Origin of the sequence: Pseudomonas sp. SWRI179 (genome assembly GCF_014268705.1) — a bacterium.
Classification (GTDB): Bacteria; Pseudomonadota; Gammaproteobacteria; order Pseudomonadales; family Pseudomonadaceae; genus Aquipseudomonas; species Aquipseudomonas zanjanensis.
This window is the reverse complement of record NZ_JABWRA010000032.1, coordinates 1-15,398: the sequence shown is the minus strand read 5'-3', so window position 1 is coordinate 15,398 and position 15,398 is coordinate 1. Positions and strand designations below refer to the sequence as shown.

At 62.7% G+C, this 15,398-nt stretch carries 16 protein-coding genes and 2 pseudogenes; 10 read left to right on the top strand and 8 right to left on the bottom strand.

The window, feature by feature from the left end:
- Nucleotides 1–17 precede the first annotated feature (17 nt).
- From HU767_RS28875 to HU767_RS28870, 4 genes and pseudogenes are all read right to left on the bottom strand, one after another.
- A pseudogene (locus tag HU767_RS28875) lies at nt 18–764 on the bottom strand (uroporphyrinogen-III synthase); the annotation flags it as partial.
- Nucleotides 761–1,702 (bottom strand): hydroxymethylbilane synthase, encoded by a 942-nt coding sequence (gene hemC, locus HU767_RS18190; RefSeq protein WP_186730154.1) that lies wholly within the window; start codon nt 1,700–1,702, stop codon nt 761–763. The pseudogene HU767_RS28875 and the gene hemC, both read right to left, overlap by 4 nt.
- Before the next feature lie 137 nt (nt 1,703–1,839).
- Nucleotides 1,840–2,586, bottom strand: a complete 747-nt coding sequence (locus tag HU767_RS18185; protein WP_060740100.1) for a LytTR family DNA-binding domain-containing protein — start codon at nt 2,584–2,586, stop codon at nt 1,840–1,842.
- Nucleotides 2,583–2,729, bottom strand: a pseudogene (locus tag HU767_RS28870) (sensor histidine kinase); the annotation flags it as partial. The gene HU767_RS18185 and the pseudogene HU767_RS28870, both read right to left, overlap by 4 nt.
- Before the next feature lie 319 nt (nt 2,730–3,048).
- Here HU767_RS28870 and argH point away from each other — a divergent pair.
- A complete protein-coding gene (gene argH, locus HU767_RS18180) occupies nt 3,049–4,443 on the top strand; it encodes an argininosuccinate lyase (protein WP_186706854.1) in 1,395 nt (464 codons plus the stop codon).
- A 156-nt stretch (nt 4,444–4,599) separates the two neighbouring features.
- Here argH and HU767_RS18175 read toward each other — a convergent pair whose 3' ends face one another.
- Nucleotides 4,600–5,259 (bottom strand): glutathione S-transferase, encoded by a 660-nt coding sequence (locus tag HU767_RS18175; protein ID WP_186730153.1) that lies wholly within the window; start codon nt 5,257–5,259, stop codon nt 4,600–4,602.
- A 124-nt stretch (nt 5,260–5,383) separates the two neighbouring features.
- On the opposite strand from HU767_RS18175, the gene HU767_RS18170 reads away from it, so the two are divergent.
- The 3 genes from HU767_RS18170 to HU767_RS18160 all read left to right on the top strand — a co-directional run bounded on the left by HU767_RS18170 (nt 5,384) and on the right by HU767_RS18160 (nt 9,155).
- A complete protein-coding gene (locus HU767_RS18170) occupies nt 5,384–5,668 on the top strand; it encodes a hypothetical protein (RefSeq protein ID WP_186706856.1) in 285 nt (94 codons plus the stop codon).
- Nucleotides 5,669–5,901: 233 nt separating this feature from the next.
- Nucleotides 5,902–6,147 (top strand): TIGR02647 family protein, encoded by a 246-nt coding sequence (locus tag HU767_RS18165; RefSeq protein ID WP_157711860.1) that lies wholly within the window; start codon nt 5,902–5,904, stop codon nt 6,145–6,147.
- Nucleotides 6,148–6,314: 167 nt separating this feature from the next.
- Complete coding sequence (locus HU767_RS18160) at nt 6,315–9,155, top strand: class I adenylate cyclase (protein WP_186706857.1); 2,841 nt, start codon at nt 6,315–6,317, stop codon at nt 9,153–9,155.
- A gap of 13 nt (nt 9,156–9,168) precedes the next feature.
- Here HU767_RS18160 and rnk read toward each other — a convergent pair whose 3' ends face one another.
- From rnk to cyaY, 3 genes are all read right to left on the bottom strand, one after another.
- Entirely contained in the window at nt 9,169–9,579 is a 411-nt protein-coding gene (gene rnk, locus HU767_RS18155) for a nucleoside diphosphate kinase regulator (protein WP_186706858.1), read from the bottom strand.
- 285 nt (nt 9,580–9,864) lie between these two features.
- Complete coding sequence (locus HU767_RS18150) at nt 9,865–10,083, bottom strand: DUF1289 domain-containing protein (protein ID WP_186706859.1); 219 nt, start codon at nt 10,081–10,083, stop codon at nt 9,865–9,867.
- A 4-nt stretch (nt 10,084–10,087) separates the two neighbouring features.
- Nucleotides 10,088–10,420 (bottom strand): iron donor protein CyaY, encoded by a 333-nt coding sequence (cyaY, locus tag HU767_RS18145; RefSeq protein ID WP_072343055.1) that lies wholly within the window; start codon nt 10,418–10,420, stop codon nt 10,088–10,090.
- Nucleotides 10,421–10,604: 184 nt separating this feature from the next.
- Here cyaY and HU767_RS18140 point away from each other — a divergent pair, with 184 nt between their 5' ends.
- From HU767_RS18140 to HU767_RS18115, 6 genes are read left to right on the top strand one after another with little or no spacing between them, the layout of a single operon-like run.
- Nucleotides 10,605–10,784, top strand: a complete 180-nt coding sequence (locus tag HU767_RS18140) for a lipoprotein (protein ID WP_018605419.1) — start codon at nt 10,605–10,607, stop codon at nt 10,782–10,784.
- A gap of 9 nt (nt 10,785–10,793) precedes the next feature.
- Nucleotides 10,794–12,041 (top strand): diaminopimelate decarboxylase, encoded by a 1,248-nt coding sequence (lysA, locus tag HU767_RS18135; RefSeq protein WP_186730152.1) that lies wholly within the window; start codon nt 10,794–10,796, stop codon nt 12,039–12,041.
- A gap of 4 nt (nt 12,042–12,045) precedes the next feature.
- Nucleotides 12,046–12,876: a diaminopimelate epimerase gene (gene dapF, locus HU767_RS18130; protein WP_186730151.1), complete on the top strand. Its 831-nt coding sequence runs from the start codon at nt 12,046–12,048 to the stop codon at nt 12,874–12,876.
- 13 nt (nt 12,877–12,889) lie between these two features.
- Nucleotides 12,890–13,612, top strand: a complete 723-nt coding sequence (locus HU767_RS18125; RefSeq protein WP_053126501.1) for a DUF484 family protein — start codon at nt 12,890–12,892, stop codon at nt 13,610–13,612.
- A 2-nt stretch (nt 13,613–13,614) separates the two neighbouring features.
- A complete protein-coding gene (xerC, locus tag HU767_RS18120) occupies nt 13,615–14,514 on the top strand; it encodes a tyrosine recombinase XerC (RefSeq protein WP_186706862.1) in 900 nt (299 codons plus the stop codon).
- Entirely contained in the window at nt 14,511–15,215 is a 705-nt protein-coding gene (locus HU767_RS18115) for an HAD family hydrolase (RefSeq protein ID WP_186730150.1), read from the top strand. Before xerC ends, HU767_RS18115 begins: the two co-directional genes overlap by 4 nt.
- The last annotated feature ends 183 nt before the right edge of the window (nt 15,216–15,398 follow it).

Below are 15,398 nucleotides of genomic sequence, written 5' to 3'. Positions count from 1 at the left end.
GAAAACGGCACGGAGTGTTCCCGTAACGCCGCCAGCAAAGCCGCGGCATGGGCGCCACGGCAATCCACAACTGTTCGGGCCCCGGCGGCTCGCGCCATCTCGGCCACCCTTGGGCTTGGCACAAACAACGGTAACCGCGCCAGGGCCGGCCACGCATCGCCGGCCAGCCGCCGCAGATGCTCGAAGCCCTGCCCACTGCTGACCACCAGGGCGTTCAAGCGTTCCGCTTCGACTTTCGCCGGCAACGCCCCTTCGCCGTAATCAGGCAAGTGGCGGCGGTACAATTCCAGATAATCGACACTAGCACCTCGCTCGCGCAAACGCTCTGCCAGCAAGCCACGCCCGCCTTCACCCCGCACGATCAACACCTTGGGGTCGGGCCGCGATACAGCCTGGCGCAAGACCAAGTGTTCCAGCAAGGCTTCGCTGTCATCGCCGTGATCGGGATAAAACACGGTGAGGCCGGCATCGGCGAGGATCTGTCCGGTGGCCGCGCCCACGCTGAACCAGGGTTGGTCCGCAGGCTTGGGCCAGTATTGGCGCAGCAGCTCGACGCACAGGCGTGCGGCCGGTTTGCTGACGACGATCACGGCAGAGTATTGGTCCAGCGCCTGGAATATCACCCGCCCGGCATCGGACAGCGGGACCGGCTCGATCTCCAGCAACGGCAAGCTGCTGCTGTAGACCCCCGCTTCGGCCAGAACCGCCGCCAGCGCCGACGACTCGTCCGCCGGCCGGGTGAGCAGCAGCCGCCAGCCCGTCACGCGTGGCCGGCCTCGCCGTAGACCGTCTTGAGGATGTCGGCGGCGCCCTGGCTCAGCAGGTCTTCAGCCACGCGCACACCCAGCGCCTCGGCATCGTGGCGCGGCGCCCGTGCCTCGGCGCTAAGCAGTCGGCCGCCGTTGGGATCCCCCACCAGACCCCGCAACCAGACCTGCTCACCCTCCAGCACGGCGTAACAGGCGATTGGCACCTGGCAACCGCCATTGAGATGTTTGTTCAGCGCGCGCTCGGCGAATACCCGCGTGGCGGTGTCTGCATGATGCAGCGGCGCCAGCAGGGCATGGATGTCGCTGTCGGCGCTACGGCACTCGATGCCCACCGCCCCTTGCCCGCCGGCCGGCAGGCTGTCATCGACGCTGATGGCCGAGGTGATGCGGTCTTCGAAGCCCAGGCGGATCAAGCCGGCGGCGGCGAGGATGATGGCGTCGTATTCGCCGGCGTCGAGCTTGGCCAGGCGTGTGTTGACGTTGCCACGCAGGAAACGGATTTGCAGATCCGGGCGCCGCGTCAGCAATTGTGCCTGGCGACGCAGGCTGGACGTGCCGACCACGCTCCCGGCAGGCAGCGCCTCAAGGCTGGAAAACGTGTTGGAGACGAACGCATCGCGGGGGTCTTCTCGCTCGCAGATGCAAAACAGGCCCAGGCCTTCGGGGAAGTCCATGGGCACGTCTTTCATCGAGTGCACGGCGATGTCGGCTTCGTTGTCCAGCAACGCGGTTTCCAGCTCCTTGACGAACAGGCCCTTGCCGCCGATCTTCGACAGCGGCGAGTCCAGCAGCTTGTCACCGCGACTGACCATGGGCACCAGGGTCACGCTCAGCCCGGGATGGGCCGCTTCCAGGCGGGCTTTGACGTATTCGGCCTGCCAGAGGGCCAAGGCACTTTTACGGGTGGCGATGCGGATCTCGCGAGGGGACATGGATCAATCCGTACTTAAAAGATACGGCAGATAATAACAGCTCAGCCAAAACCGCTTTGATTTGAATCACGACCCCAAGGCCTCCCTGGCCGCCAGATCCTCGAAATGAAACGCGTTGAACGCCTTGGACCGCTCGGTTAAAGCTGCTGCATCATCTTGCGCACGCCGGCCACGTGCCGTCGGCTGACAATCAGCGCGTCGCCATTGAGGCCCTTGAGGAACAGTTGGAAATGCCCAAGGGGGGTGCGCTGCAAGCGCTCGATGCGCTCGCGGGCCACGAGGGCGTTGCGGTGGATGCGTACGAAGCGTTCACCGAACTCGTCTTCAAGGGCCTTGAGGGGTTCGTCCAGCAACACCTCGCCACTCTCATGACGCAAGGTCACGTACTTATGGTCGGCAATGAAATAGACCACCTGGTTCAAGGGGATCAACTCGATGCCTTTGCGGGTGCGCGCACTGATGTGGCTGCGTGGGCCACTGCCGCTTTCGGCGGCCGGACGGGTCAGTGCCGCCAGTTGCACACGGTTGGGCCGCTCGGCCTTGCGCAAGGCTTCGAGCAACGCCTCGGACGCCACGGGCTTGACCAAATAGCCCACGGCACCGGCCTGCAACACCTCGGGTGGGAAGTCGTCCCGGGTGGTACAGAACACCACGGCGGGCGGCGATTCTCGTTCGCACAACTTCGCCGCCACTTGCAGGCCGTCCAGGCCAGGCATGCGAATGTCGAGCAGCACGATATCCGGCTTGTGGCTGTCGATAAGGGCCAATGCCTCGTCGCCATTGGTGGCGCTCGGCTCCAGGACACTGTAACCCTCGAGTTCGCCAACCATTCGGCTCAGGCGCTCGCGGGCCAGTGGTTCGTCATCAACGATCAGGACATTCATATTGCGCTGGATTCCTGCGTGAGTCTCGCACAAGGATAGCGTAGACAGGGGAAGTGACATCCGTCACCGCGATCCACGCTAAGACTCGTTCGAGGGCCAAAAAGTGCCGCGAGGCGGTTGTCTATCTTTACCAGCGCTTGCCGACCGATGCCCGAGGCCCGTTGTCGCACGGCGTCGCCGTAGGGATTGTTAACTGTCGATCTGACCAATATGAGCTCCCCCTTCTTCTATTTTTCCGGTGCGCCATGGATGGAAAAAGCAAAAGTCCTACCGTCCACTGTAGACGGTTGCCACGACGATATTGCTCAATCGAAAAATATCGTTGTGCGAAAACCTTCTTGGATCCCAAGGCCCGATCGGAAAAACCTGCCGACCAGTGCCAGCGCCAGTCCCGGCAACCCTGCTATCATCCGCCGCAGCCTTTAACCGCTACTTTCTCCACAGCCGATCACGAGCGAATTCATGAGCACTGACAAGACCAATCAGTCCTGGGGCGGCCGCTTCAGTGAACCCGTCGACGCCTTCGTCGCCCGCTTCACCGCCTCCGTCAATTTTGACCAGCGCCTGTATCGCCACGACATCATGGGTTCGATCGCCCACGCCACCATGCTGGCCAAGGTCGGCGTGCTCACCGATGCCGAGCGCGACAGCATCATCGACGGCCTGAAGACCATCGAAACTGAAATCGAGGCCGGCCAGTTCGACTGGCGCGTCGACCTTGAAGACGTGCACATGAATATCGAAGCACGCCTGACCGACCGCATCGGCGTGACCGGCAAGAAACTGCACACCGGCCGCAGCCGCAACGACCAGGTCGCCACTGACATCCGCTTGTGGCTGCGGGATGAAATCGACCTGATCCTGGGCGAAATCACGCGCTTGCAAAAAGGCCTGCTGGAGCAAGCCGAGCGCGAGGCCGAGAGCATCATGCCGGGCTTCACGCACCTGCAGACCGCCCAACCTGTAACGTTTGGGCATCACATGCTGGCCTGGTTCGAAATGCTCAGCCGCGACTACGAGCGCCTGGTGGACTGTCGCAAGCGCACCAACCGCATGCCCCTGGGCAGCGCCGCGCTGGCCGGCACCACGTACCCGATCGATCGTGAATACACTGCGCAGTTGCTGGGCTTCGACGCCGTCGGCGGCAACTCTCTGGATAATGTCTCGGACCGCGATTTCGCCATCGAATTCTGCGCCGCCGCAAGCATTGCGATGATGCACCTGTCGCGTTTCTCCGAAGAGCTGGTGCTGTGGACCAGCGCGCAGTTCCAATTCATCGATTTGCCCGACCGCTTCTGCACCGGCAGCTCGATCATGCCGCAAAAGAAAAACCCCGACGTGCCGGAACTGGTGCGCGGCAAGAGTGGCCGGGTGTTCGGCGCACTGATGGGCCTGCTGACCCTGATGAAAGGCCAGCCGCTGGCCTACAACAAGGACAACCAGGAAGACAAGGAACCGCTGTTCGACGCCGCCGATACCTTGCGCGATTCGCTGCGGGCCTTCGCCGACATGATCCCGGCCATCAAGCCCAAGCACGCTGTGATGCGCGAAGCGGCCCTGCGCGGCTTCTCCACTGCCACCGACCTGGCCGACTACCTGGTACGCCGCGGCCTGCCGTTCCGCGATTGCCATGAGATTGTCGGCCATGCCGTGAAATACGGCGTAGACAGTGGCAAGGACCTCGCAGAAATGAGCCTGGACGAACTGCGCCAGTTCAGTGATCAGATCGAGCAGGACGTGTTTGCCGTGCTGACCCTGGAAGGCTCGGTCAATGCCCGCGACCACATCGGTGGCACCGCGCCGGCGCAGGTCAAGGCAGCCGTGGTGCGTGGCCAGGCGCTGCTCGCTGGCCGCTAAAAAGCTAAAAAGCTAAAAAGCTAAAAAGCTAAAAAGCTTCGCGAGCAAGCCCGCTCCCACATGGGATCTCCAGTGGACCCAAAATCTTGGTGAATATGGAGATCCCATGTGGGAGCGGGCTTGCTCGCGAAGGCGTCCTTCAAGGCGCCAGAAAACTCACTTCTTGGCAGCAATCCTCGCCAAAAACGCCGGCATCTCTGCCTCCCTGTCCGCCGCGATCCGCTGCACGTTCGGGTTCTCCCCCAACCGCTCCATCAGCGCCTTGGCCGCCGGCATGTCCGCCAGCAAATCCATATCGAAGACCTTCTTGCCCACCTGCAAAGCCAGCGAAAGGCTGTAGTAGAAATACAGGTCGGCAATGCTCAGGCTGTCGCCCGCCACGTAGGGCGAGAACTTGCCGTGTCGACCGAGCGAGGCGAACCCCAGCAGCAATTCGGCCTTGGATTTTTCCTTGATGGCCTCGGCCACCTGCATACCGAAGAACGCCTCGCCATAGCAGGCCCGTCCGGGCAGCTCGATGTACAACTCGATTTCCCGGCACAAGGCCAACACCTGGGCGCGCTCGAACGGGTCGGCTGGCAGCAAGGCCTTACCCGGCTGGGTCTGCTCGAGGTATTCGAGGATGACGCTGGTCTCGTTGATAAAACCCTGTTCGGTCTTGAGCACCGGCACCTTGCCGCGCGGGCTGATGGCCAGGGCTTCCGGGGTCTGGGCGCCGAAGAACTGGACCTCTTCGAAGGGCAGGCCCTTCTCCAGCAGCGCCAGCTTGACCATGTTGTAATAATTACTGACGGAGAAACCATAAAGCTTGAGCATTACAAAGCCTCCAGGCCGTGCGGGGTTGGCAGCCTTGCGTTATAGACCGTCGAGGCGTTTCCTGCCAGGCGCATCACGACGCTGAATGCAGGTAAACTGGCGGCCTTTCCTACAGGAGCCTGCCATGAGCGAGCCAACCGATATCGACAACGACGAAGAAGCGTTCGTCGAGAACACGCTGATCGAGGCGATTGAAAACCAGATCGAGAGTGACAACCCGCCAGCGGCCAAGGCCGTTTTCAATAAATTGACCCTGGTGGGTTATGAGCGCGAAGAAATCCTCAACTTGATGGCCCATGTGCTCGCGGTGGAAATCGACGCGATCCTGGAAGAGGACCGCCCGTTCAATACCGAGTGGTACGAAGCCGCCTTGCGTGCCCTCCCCGAGTTGCCGCCGGAAAAAAACTGAACCGCTCTTGTGAAAACTGGACCGCTCTTGTGGCGAGGGAGCTTGCTCCCGCTCGGCTGCGCAGCAGTCGTCAAGCTATTGGGGCCGCTTCGCGTCCCAGCGGGAGCAAGCTCCCTCGCCACAAAAGAATCGCTTTAAACAAAAAAAGCATGACACTGACACTGGACAGCTCGGCCGAGTGCGCTCACCTTAGTGACGCTGTCGACCAAATTCCTAGAAAGTCTGGAGTCCTTATGTCGCTTACCCCTGAGTTGGTTGCCGAACTGGAAATCCTCGCACTCTTCAACCTGGACAGTTCCCAGGAAGGCCTGAAAATTCATCAGACCGCTGCCCCTAAAGCGATTGCCGCTGCCCAACGCCTGTTCGAAAAAGAGCTGATCGATCAACCCGATGGTGGCTACCTGACCAGCCTTGGGCGTGATGCCGCGCAGAATGTACAAACCGTCCTGACTATTCTCAGCGTTCAAGAAACCGCCTGATCCCCCTGCCGCCCACGGAAATCTCCTCTACGGGATTTCCGCCGGCGCACTGGCGCCCTGCGTAAAAAACCAACCTCAAAATCCTGTTTTCAGCTTAAGTATTCCCAAGACCGGGCGCTAACCTGCCATCACCCCACGTTCGACGCCGCGAGCCGGTTTGAGCCGACATGACCCGCAACCACGAAATACGCCCCGATCTGGACGAAGGAATCGACCGCAAGGTGCTGAGCCAGTTGCGCGCACGTTTCCTCAAGCTCAACACCGTGCGGATGGAGCGCGCCCTCGAAGGCCTGTCGCCGCGCCAGCAAGGCGTACTGACGTTGCTGCCGCTGTTCTTCCACGTCAACCATCCGCTGCTGCCCGGCTACGTCTCCGGCAGCACGCCTGCCGGACTGTCGAACTACGAGCCTGACGCCGACGTCCTTGCCGAAGCCCAGCGGCTGACCCGTTCGTTTTCCTACAAGCCTCGGCACGGCGGCAACCCGCCTCGCCCGATCCTGGGCCTGTTCCTGATGGGCAGCCTCGGCACCCTGGCCCAGGCCGATCAGAGCGACATGGACGTGTGGGTCTGCCACGGGCCGGACCTGAGCGACGATGAGCTGGCCGAGCTGCGCAAGAAATGCCAGTTGCTGGAGATATGGGCCGCGACCCAGGGCGCCGAAGCGCACTTTTTCCTGATCGACCCGGCGCGTTTTGTGCGGGGCGAGCGGGACAACCAGCTCAGTTCCGACGATTGCGGCACCACCCAGCACTACCTGTTGCTCGACGAGTTCTACCGCACCGCGATCTGGCTGGCCGGGCGCACACCGATCTGGTGGCTGGTGCCGGTCTATGAAGAAGAGAACTACGAGCAATACACCCATACGCTGATGTCCAAGCGTTTCATTCGCGCGGATGAAACCCTGGACCTGGGGCATCTGGCCTACATCCCGCCGGGAGAATTCGTCGGTGCCGGGCTCTGGCAACTGTTCAAGGGCATCGAATCGCCCTATAAGTCCGTGCTCAAGCTGCTGCTGACCGAAGTCTATGCCAGCGAACACCCGAACGTGCGCTGCCTGAGCCTGCGTTTCAAGCAGGCGGTGTTTGCCAATCGCCTGGACCTGGAAGAGCTGGACCCATACATGCTGGTTTACCGCCGCATCGAGGAATACCTCAATGCCCGTGGCGAACCCGAACGCCTGGAGCTGATCCGCCGCGCGCTGTACTTGAAGGTCAATCGCAAACTCACCGGCCAGGCGCGCAGCAATGGCTGGCAACGGGTACTGCTTGAGCGACTGGCCCGGGAGTGGGGCTGGGACCAGCGTCAGTTGGCCTTGCTGGACAGCCGCAGCCAGTGGAAAGTCCGCCAGGTCAGCCACGAGCGGCGCGCCCTGGTCAACGAACTCACCCACAGCTACCGCTTCCTGACCCAGTTCGCCCGCACCGAGAAAACCGTCAGCCTGATCAACAAGCGCGATCTCAACGTGCTGGGCCGGCGGTTGTACGCCGCCTTCGAGCGCAAGGCCGACAAGGTCGAGTTCATCAACCCCGGCATCGCGCCGGACCTGGCCGAAGACACCTTGACCCTGGTCCAGTCGCCCAACAAGAAAGAACCCGGGCAGAACCAGTGGGGCCTGTACAACGGCAGCCTCAACGCCCTGGAGTGGGAGAACTTCGCGCCGATCAAGCGCTGCCGGGAGTTGCTGGAACTGCTGACCTGGTGTCATCGCAACGGCGTGATCGACAGCAGCACGCGCCTGGCGCTGCACCCAGGTAGCAGCGACCTGAGCGAGTTCGAACTGTTCAACCTGCTGGGAAGCCTGCAGCAATCCATTGCCCTGCCCCTGGTTACGGTGGACGAAGCGCAGTTGTTGCGGGCCAGCGTGCCCAGCGAAGTGTTGATCCTGGTGAACGTCGGCGTCGACCCGCTCAAGCACCACCGCGACTTGAACATTCTGATGACCACCGAGCGTACCGATTCCCTGAGCTATGCCGGGGTCCGGGAAAACCTGGTGCTGACCCTCGACCAAGTCACGCTCAATAGTTGGAATGAGGTGCTGGTCAACCGTTTCGACGGCGAACACGCCCTGCTCGATTGCCTGCGCGACTACCTCAACGACCTACCCGTCACCCAGCGCCAGCCGCGCTTGCAGGTGCGCTGCTTCTGCCACAACCGCGCCCAGTTCATTGCGCGGCGCGTCGAGGAAGTCATCGAAACAGCCCAGACCCTGTTATTGAGCAGGCTCAATTACCGTTATCTGCTTCAGGTCCAGCAGCACTATCACGTGCTGGAATTGATGCCCGGCCAGGTCAATCACGTAGCCCTGGGCAGCTTGTCGGCGCTGATGGATTACCTGGGCGAAGAACTGACGGCCTACAGCCCCTTGCACCTGGACCCGATGGCGCTGGAAGACCATGACCTGGCGCTGATCCTGCCCATGGGGCAGCCCGAGTGCATCCAGGTGTTCTACCGGACCAACGAGGACGAAGCCGACCTGTACGTGCTCGATGAATTCAACGCGCTGTGGCAACAACACGTGCCGTATCACGACGAACAAAGCCTGCTGGTACCGCTGCAGCGCTTTGTGCAATCGGTGCTGTACCGCCGCGACGCCTTGCTGCCGCTGGATGCCGCCCAGCCGCTGAGCCTGGAAACCCTGTACTACCAGTTGCTGCCTTCAGGTGGCCGGGCACGACGGATCGAAGCGCGGCAAGCCCCGCAGATGCCGGTCAACAAACCGTTCTATGACGTGCAGGCGATCATCGGCAAAGCGGCGCACGGGCAGGTGCACGTCACCTTGTACTGCGATCAACAGGAGTTTTCCGAACTGGAGCATGGCGACCAGCTGTTCCGCGTGGTCGCCAGGGAGATCGTCGAACAGCGCCGCGAAGCCCAGCGCTATCGCTGCTACATCACTGACCTGGACCTCTCGGGACTGGTGGGCGACGGCGCCTGCTCAACAAACTTGTACCTGCGCTACAAGGCCGACCTGGAACGCGCCCTGAACGAGGCGCTGGCCCTGGCCTGATGCGCCCGGGCACTCAGAGCTGAAAATCACCGCCGGCTTCGGGCTGGTATTCGACGTCCAGCAAGGTCAGCTTCAGCGTCTTGCCGCCCGGGGCCGGCCAGTCGATGTGCTGGCCGACCTTCAGGCCCAGCAAGGCACTGCCCACCGGCGCGAGGATCGAGATCCGGCCTTCGTCGGCCTTGGCGTCCTGTGGATAAACCAAGGTCAGGTGATAGTCCTTGCCGCTGCTTTCTTCGCGGCAGTGCACACGCGAGTTCATGGTCACGACATCGGCAGGCACTTCTTCGTGGCCCACCACGTTCTCGGCGCGATCCAGTTCAGTTTGCAACGCAATCACGCCCGGCAGCGTTTCATCAAGACTGTCGATCAGGCGTTCCAGACGCTGTACGTCCAGGCGGGTAAGGGTGATGGAAGGTGCGGTCATGATCCAGGCAGACTCCTTTCTTCTGCACAAAAAAAGCAAAACCCCGCCACAAAAAGGCGGGGTTTTCACGGGCCTCGATAAGTTGAGGCGTAGCCGGACACTACCACAGCTCAATAAATAAACAACCCGGGCAAGATTTGCCCTGCCCATGGACACCACCGAACCCTTGTGGCGAGGGAGCTTGCTCCCGCTGGGTTGCGAAGCGACCCCAAAAAACTGCGACTGCTGCGCAGCCGAGCGGGAGCAAGCTCCCTCGCCACAAAAAGCCTGGCCATCAGGTGTTGGCTACTTCAAGAGTCGGCGCTTGAGCGCCTCGGCACAAATGACCCGCCGGCGCTCGTCGTCGGCCGAGCGCCATTCGCGGATATCTTCCACATGGCGCAAACATCCGAGGCAGACCTTGCGTTCATCCAACTTGCACACGCCGGTACACGGCGACGGCACGGCGGGGCTGACATTGCTGTAGAGCGGCTTGGGTGGCCGTGGCAGGGCGGTCTGGCTCACGCCGTCACAGGCCTTCGAAATCGAGTTCCACGCCAGCCTGCTGCTTGACGATGCGCTCGAGCATCTCGCCCAGCTGCTCTTCGCTCTTGTCGCACATCCAGCGTTCGCTTTCCTCGTCATAGTCGAAATGAAAGCCGCCGGAGACCGCTGCCAGCCACAACTGCCGCAACGGCTCCTGGCGACTGAAGATCAGCTGGCTGCCGTTTTCGAACTTGACGGTGAGGACACCGGCGGAGATTTCCAGGTCAATGTCCAGGCCACTGTCATCGAACACATCCTCCAGCGTTTGCTGGGTCGCATCGACCAGATCGTGAAAACGGGCTTCAGTCAAACTCATTGCGGCAACCTCGAAAATGTCTGCTCATGCTCAAGCGCCGCAAGATACGGACGCTTCCCGGCGATTGCAAAGGATATACCGACTGACGACCCCAGTGCCGCCGGACGGGCGCCCCGTTGCATAGGCAAGCTGACGGGTGGCCGGTATACTCCGGCGCAATTAACGCATTTTCAAGGATTTCGCCATGAAGCGCCTGATCTCTTCCCTTGCTGCGCTCGTCGCGGTTGCCTGCCTCGTGACAGCTTGTGGTCAAAAGGGTCCGCTGTACCTGCCTGATGACAGCAAGTCTCCCGAAGAACAAGCAGAACAGGCCAAGTCGTCGCAATCCAAGTCACACTCGCACGACACCCACACCACTTACTAAGGGAACGCCATGGACGCTTTTAACTACCGTGGCGGGGAGCTGTTCGCGGAAGGGGTTGCCCTGTCCGCGATCGCCGAACGTTTCGGCACGCCGACCTACGTCTATTCCCGTGCCCACATCGAAGCGCAATATCGGACATTCGCCGATGCCCTCGAAGGCATGCCGCACCTGGTGTGCTTCGCTGTAAAAGCCAACTCGAACCTGGGCGTGCTCAACGTCCTCGCACGCCTGGGCGCCGGTTTCGACATCGTCTCCGGTGGCGAGCTCGAGCGTGTGCTGGCCGCGGGCGGCAGCGCCGACAAGATCGTCTTCTCCGGCGTCGGCAAGACCCGCGAAGACATGCGCCGCGCCCTGGAAGTCGGCGTGCACTGCTTCAACATTGAATCCACCGATGAGCTCGAGCGCCTGCAAGTCGTCGCCGCCGAGCTGGGCGTCCGCGCGCCGGTTTCCCTGCGCGTGAACCCGGACGTCGACGCCGGCACCCACCCGTACATTTCTACCGGCCTGAAGGAAAACAAGTTCGGCATCGCCATTGCCGACGCCGAGGATGTGTACGTACGCGCCGCCCAACTGCCGAACCTGGAAGTGCTGGGCGTCGATTGCCACATCGGCTCGCAGCTGACCACCCTCGAACCGTTCATCGATGCCCTCGACCGCCTGCTGGCGCTGGTCGACCGCCTCGGCGACTGCGGCATCTACCTGCGTCACATCGACCTGGGTGGCGGTGTCGGCGTGCGCTATCGCGATGAAGAGCCGCCGCTGGTGGCCGACTACATCAAGGCCGTGCGTGAACGCCTCGACGGTCGCGACCTGGCGCTGATGTTCGAGCCCGGCCGCTACATCGTGGCCAATGCCGGCGTGCTGCTGACCCAGGTCGAATACCTCAAGCACACCGAGCACAAGGATTTCGCCATCGTCGATGCGGCCATGAACGACCTGATCCGCCCGGCGCTGTACCAGGCGTGGATGGACGTCACCGCCGTGCGCCCTCGCGACACCGCGGCCCGCCCCTACGACATCGTCGGGCCGATCTGCGAAACCGGTGATTTCCTGGCAAAAGGCCGGGAGCTGGCGCTGGAAGAAGGCGACTTGCTGGCCGTGCATTCGGCCGGTGCCTACGGGTTTGTCATGAGTTCCAACTACAACACCCGCGGCCGCTGCGCCGAGGTGCTGGTGGACGGTGATCAGGCATTCGAAGTGCGTCGCCGCGAGACGGTAGCCGAGTTGTTTGCCGGCGAAAGCCTGCTGCCGGAGTAAAACCATGCTGCTGCGTTTTACCAAGATGCACGGCCTGGGCAATGACTTCATGGTCCTCGACCTGGTCAGCCAGCACGCGCACATCCAGCCCAAGCATGCCAAGCAATGGGGCGACCGCCACACCGGCATCGGGTTCGACCAGTTGCTGATCGTCGAGGCGCCGAACAACCCGGACGTGGATTTCCGCTATCGGATCTTCAACGCCGACGGTTCGGAAGTGGAGCAATGCGGCAACGGCGCGCGCTGCTTCGCCCGTTTCGTGCTGGACAAGCGCCTGACCGCCAAGCGGCAGATCCGCGTCGAGACCAAGAGCGGCATCATCGAACTCGATGTGCGCAGCGACGGCCAGATCGGCGTCAACATGGGCGCTCCGCGCCTGGTGCCGGCGGACATCCCGTTCCAGGCGCCGGCCCAGGCCTTGAGCTATCAGGTGGATGTCGACGGCACCCCGGTGGAACTGGCGGCGGTCTCCATGGGCAACCCCCATGCCGTGCTGCGCGTGGCCGATGTCAACAGTGCCCCGGTGCATGAGCTGGGGCCGAAAATCGAGCATCATCCGCGCTTTCCGGCGCGGGTGAATGTCGGTTTCCTGCAAGTCATCGACCGCCACCGCGCACAATTGCGCGTCTGGGAACGCGGCGCCGGGGAAACCCAGGCCTGCGGGACCGGCGCCTGTGCCGCCGCCGTCGCTGCGATCAGCCAGGGGTGGATGGATTCGCCATTGTTGATCGACCTGCCCGGCGGGCGCCTGTCCATCGAATGGGCAGGCCCTGGCCAACCGGTGATGATGACCGGCCCGGCAGTACGTGTATACGAAGGACAAGTTCGTCTTTGAGTGAGCCAAACCCATGACCGATCAGCCACAGGTTCCAGCCCCACAGCCCGACGAATCCCCCAGTCTTCCAGAAACCGCGGCCGTGGCTGCTTACCTGGAGGCTCATCCGGACTTCTTCGTCGAGCATGAAGAACTGCTTGCGACGATGCGCATCCCCCACCGGCGCGGCGATACCGTGTCGCTGGTGGAACACCAGATGAAAATCCTGCGCGAGCGCAACATCGAAATGCGCCATCGGCTTTCGCACCTGATGGACGTGGCCCGGGACAACGACCGGCTCTTCGACAAGACCCGTCGGCTGATCCTGGCCCTGATGGACGCCAGCACCCTTGAAGACCTGGTCATGAGCGTCGAAGACAGCCTGCGCCAGGATTTCCAGGTGCCCTTCGTCAGCCTGATCCTGTTCGGCGACAACGCCATGCCGGTGGGCCGGTGGGTGACCCACGCGGAAGCGCAGACGGCCATTGGCGGCCTGCTCACGGAAGACAAAAGCGTCAGCGGCAGCCTGCGCGAGCATGAGCTGGATTTCCTGTTCGGCGAAGAACAACGCAAGCAGATCGGCTCCACTGCCGTCGTCGCCATCGCCCACCAAGGCGTGCACGGCGTGCTGGCCATCGCCAGCCGCGATCCGCAGCATTACAAGAGTTCGGTGGGCACGCTGTTTTTGAGCTACATCGCCGAAGTCACCGGCCGGGTGCTGCCAAGGGTCGCCGGCTCGCTGCGCCCGGTACGCTGATCATGGAACGGCAACTGGACGCCTACTGCGAACACCTGCGCAGTGAGCGCCAGGTGTCGCCCCACACGTTATCGGCCTATCGCCGCGACCTGGAAAAGGTGCTGGGCTGGTGCCAGAAGCAGAACATCGGCAGTTGGTCGGCCCTGGACATCCAGCGCTTGCGCAGCCTGATCGCCCGCCTGCATCAACAAGGCCAATCCTCCCGCAGCCTGGCGCGCCTGTTATCGGCGGTGCGTGGCCTGTACCACTACCTCAATCGCGAAGGCCTGTGCGATCACGATCCGGCCACCGGCCTGGCGCCGCCCAAGGGCGAACGCCGGCTGCCGAAGACCCTCGACACCGACCGCGCCCTGCAATTGCTTGAAGGCGCCGTCGAGGATGATTTCCTGGCCCGGCGCGACCAGGCGATTCTCGAGCTGTTCTATTCTTCCGGCCTGCGGCTTTCAGAGCTGACGGGGCTCAACCTGGATCAACTGGACCTGGCCGACGGCATGGTCCAGGTGCTCGGCAAGGGCAGCAAGACGCGCCTGCTGCCCGTCGGCCGCAAGGCCCGGGAAGCCCTGGAGCAGTGGCTGCCCCTGCGAGCACTGGCCAACCCTGCCGACGATGCGGTATTCGTCAGCCAACGCGGTCGGCGCCTCGGCCCGCGGGCGATCCAGTTGCGGGTCAAGGCCGCCGGCGAACGCGAGCTGGGGCAGAACCTGCACCCGCACATGCTCAGGCATTCCTTCGCCAGCCACCTCCTGGAATCCTCCCAGGACCTGCGCGCCGTGCAAGAGCTGCTGGGTCACTCGGACATCAAGACCACACAGATCTATACCCATTTGGACTTCCAGCACCTGGCAACGGTCTATGACAGTGCCCACCCCAGGGCCAAACGCATCAAGGGCGACGAATCATGACCATCGAGCTCATCACTTTCGACCTGGACGACACCTTGTGGGACACCGCCCCGGTGATCGCCAGCGCCGAAGCCGTACTCCGCCAATGGCTGACCGACAACGCGCCCGACCTGGGCGATTTCCCGGTGGAGCGCCTGTGGGCGATCCGCACGCAAGTGCTCAGCGAAGAGCCGAACCTCAAGCACCGCATCAGTGCACTGCGCCGGCGCGTGCTGTTCCGGGCGCTGCAAGACGCCGGTTATGATCAGTGGCGAGCCTCGGAGTTGGCAGACCAGGGATTCGAGGCATTCCTCCATGCCCGGCATCAACTGGAGGTCTTCCCCGACGTCGAGCCAACCCTGGAAATCCTCGCCAACCAGTTCGCCCTTGGCGTCGTCACCAACGGCAACGCCGATGTGCGTCGCCTCGGGCTGGCCGACTACTTCAAGTTTGCCCTGTGCGCCGAAGACATCGGCATCGCCAAGCCAGACGCCCGGCTGTTCCACGAAGCCTTGCAGCGCGGTGGTGCAACGGCGCAGACGGCCGTGCATATCGGCGATCACCCGGGCGACGACATCGCCGGCGCCCAACAGGCCGGCCTGCGCGCGGTGTGGTTCAACCCGACAGGCAAGGCCTGGGATGCCGCGCATGCGCCCGACGCGGAAATCCGCAGCCTGACCGAACTGCCGGGGCTATTGGCAGGGTGGCATAGCCAGCCCTGAACCCCTGCTTCGCAGCGCCTCAAATCCCTATGTGGGAGCGAGCTTGCTCGCGAAGACGGCCCCCATCCGCCGCCTGAGCCTCAAACCGATCCGTGGCGAGGGAGCTTGCTCCCGCTCGGCTGCGCAGCAGTCGCTAAACCGGTCGAAGTGGTCTGCCTGGAAATACGCCGGGGCCCGCTTCGC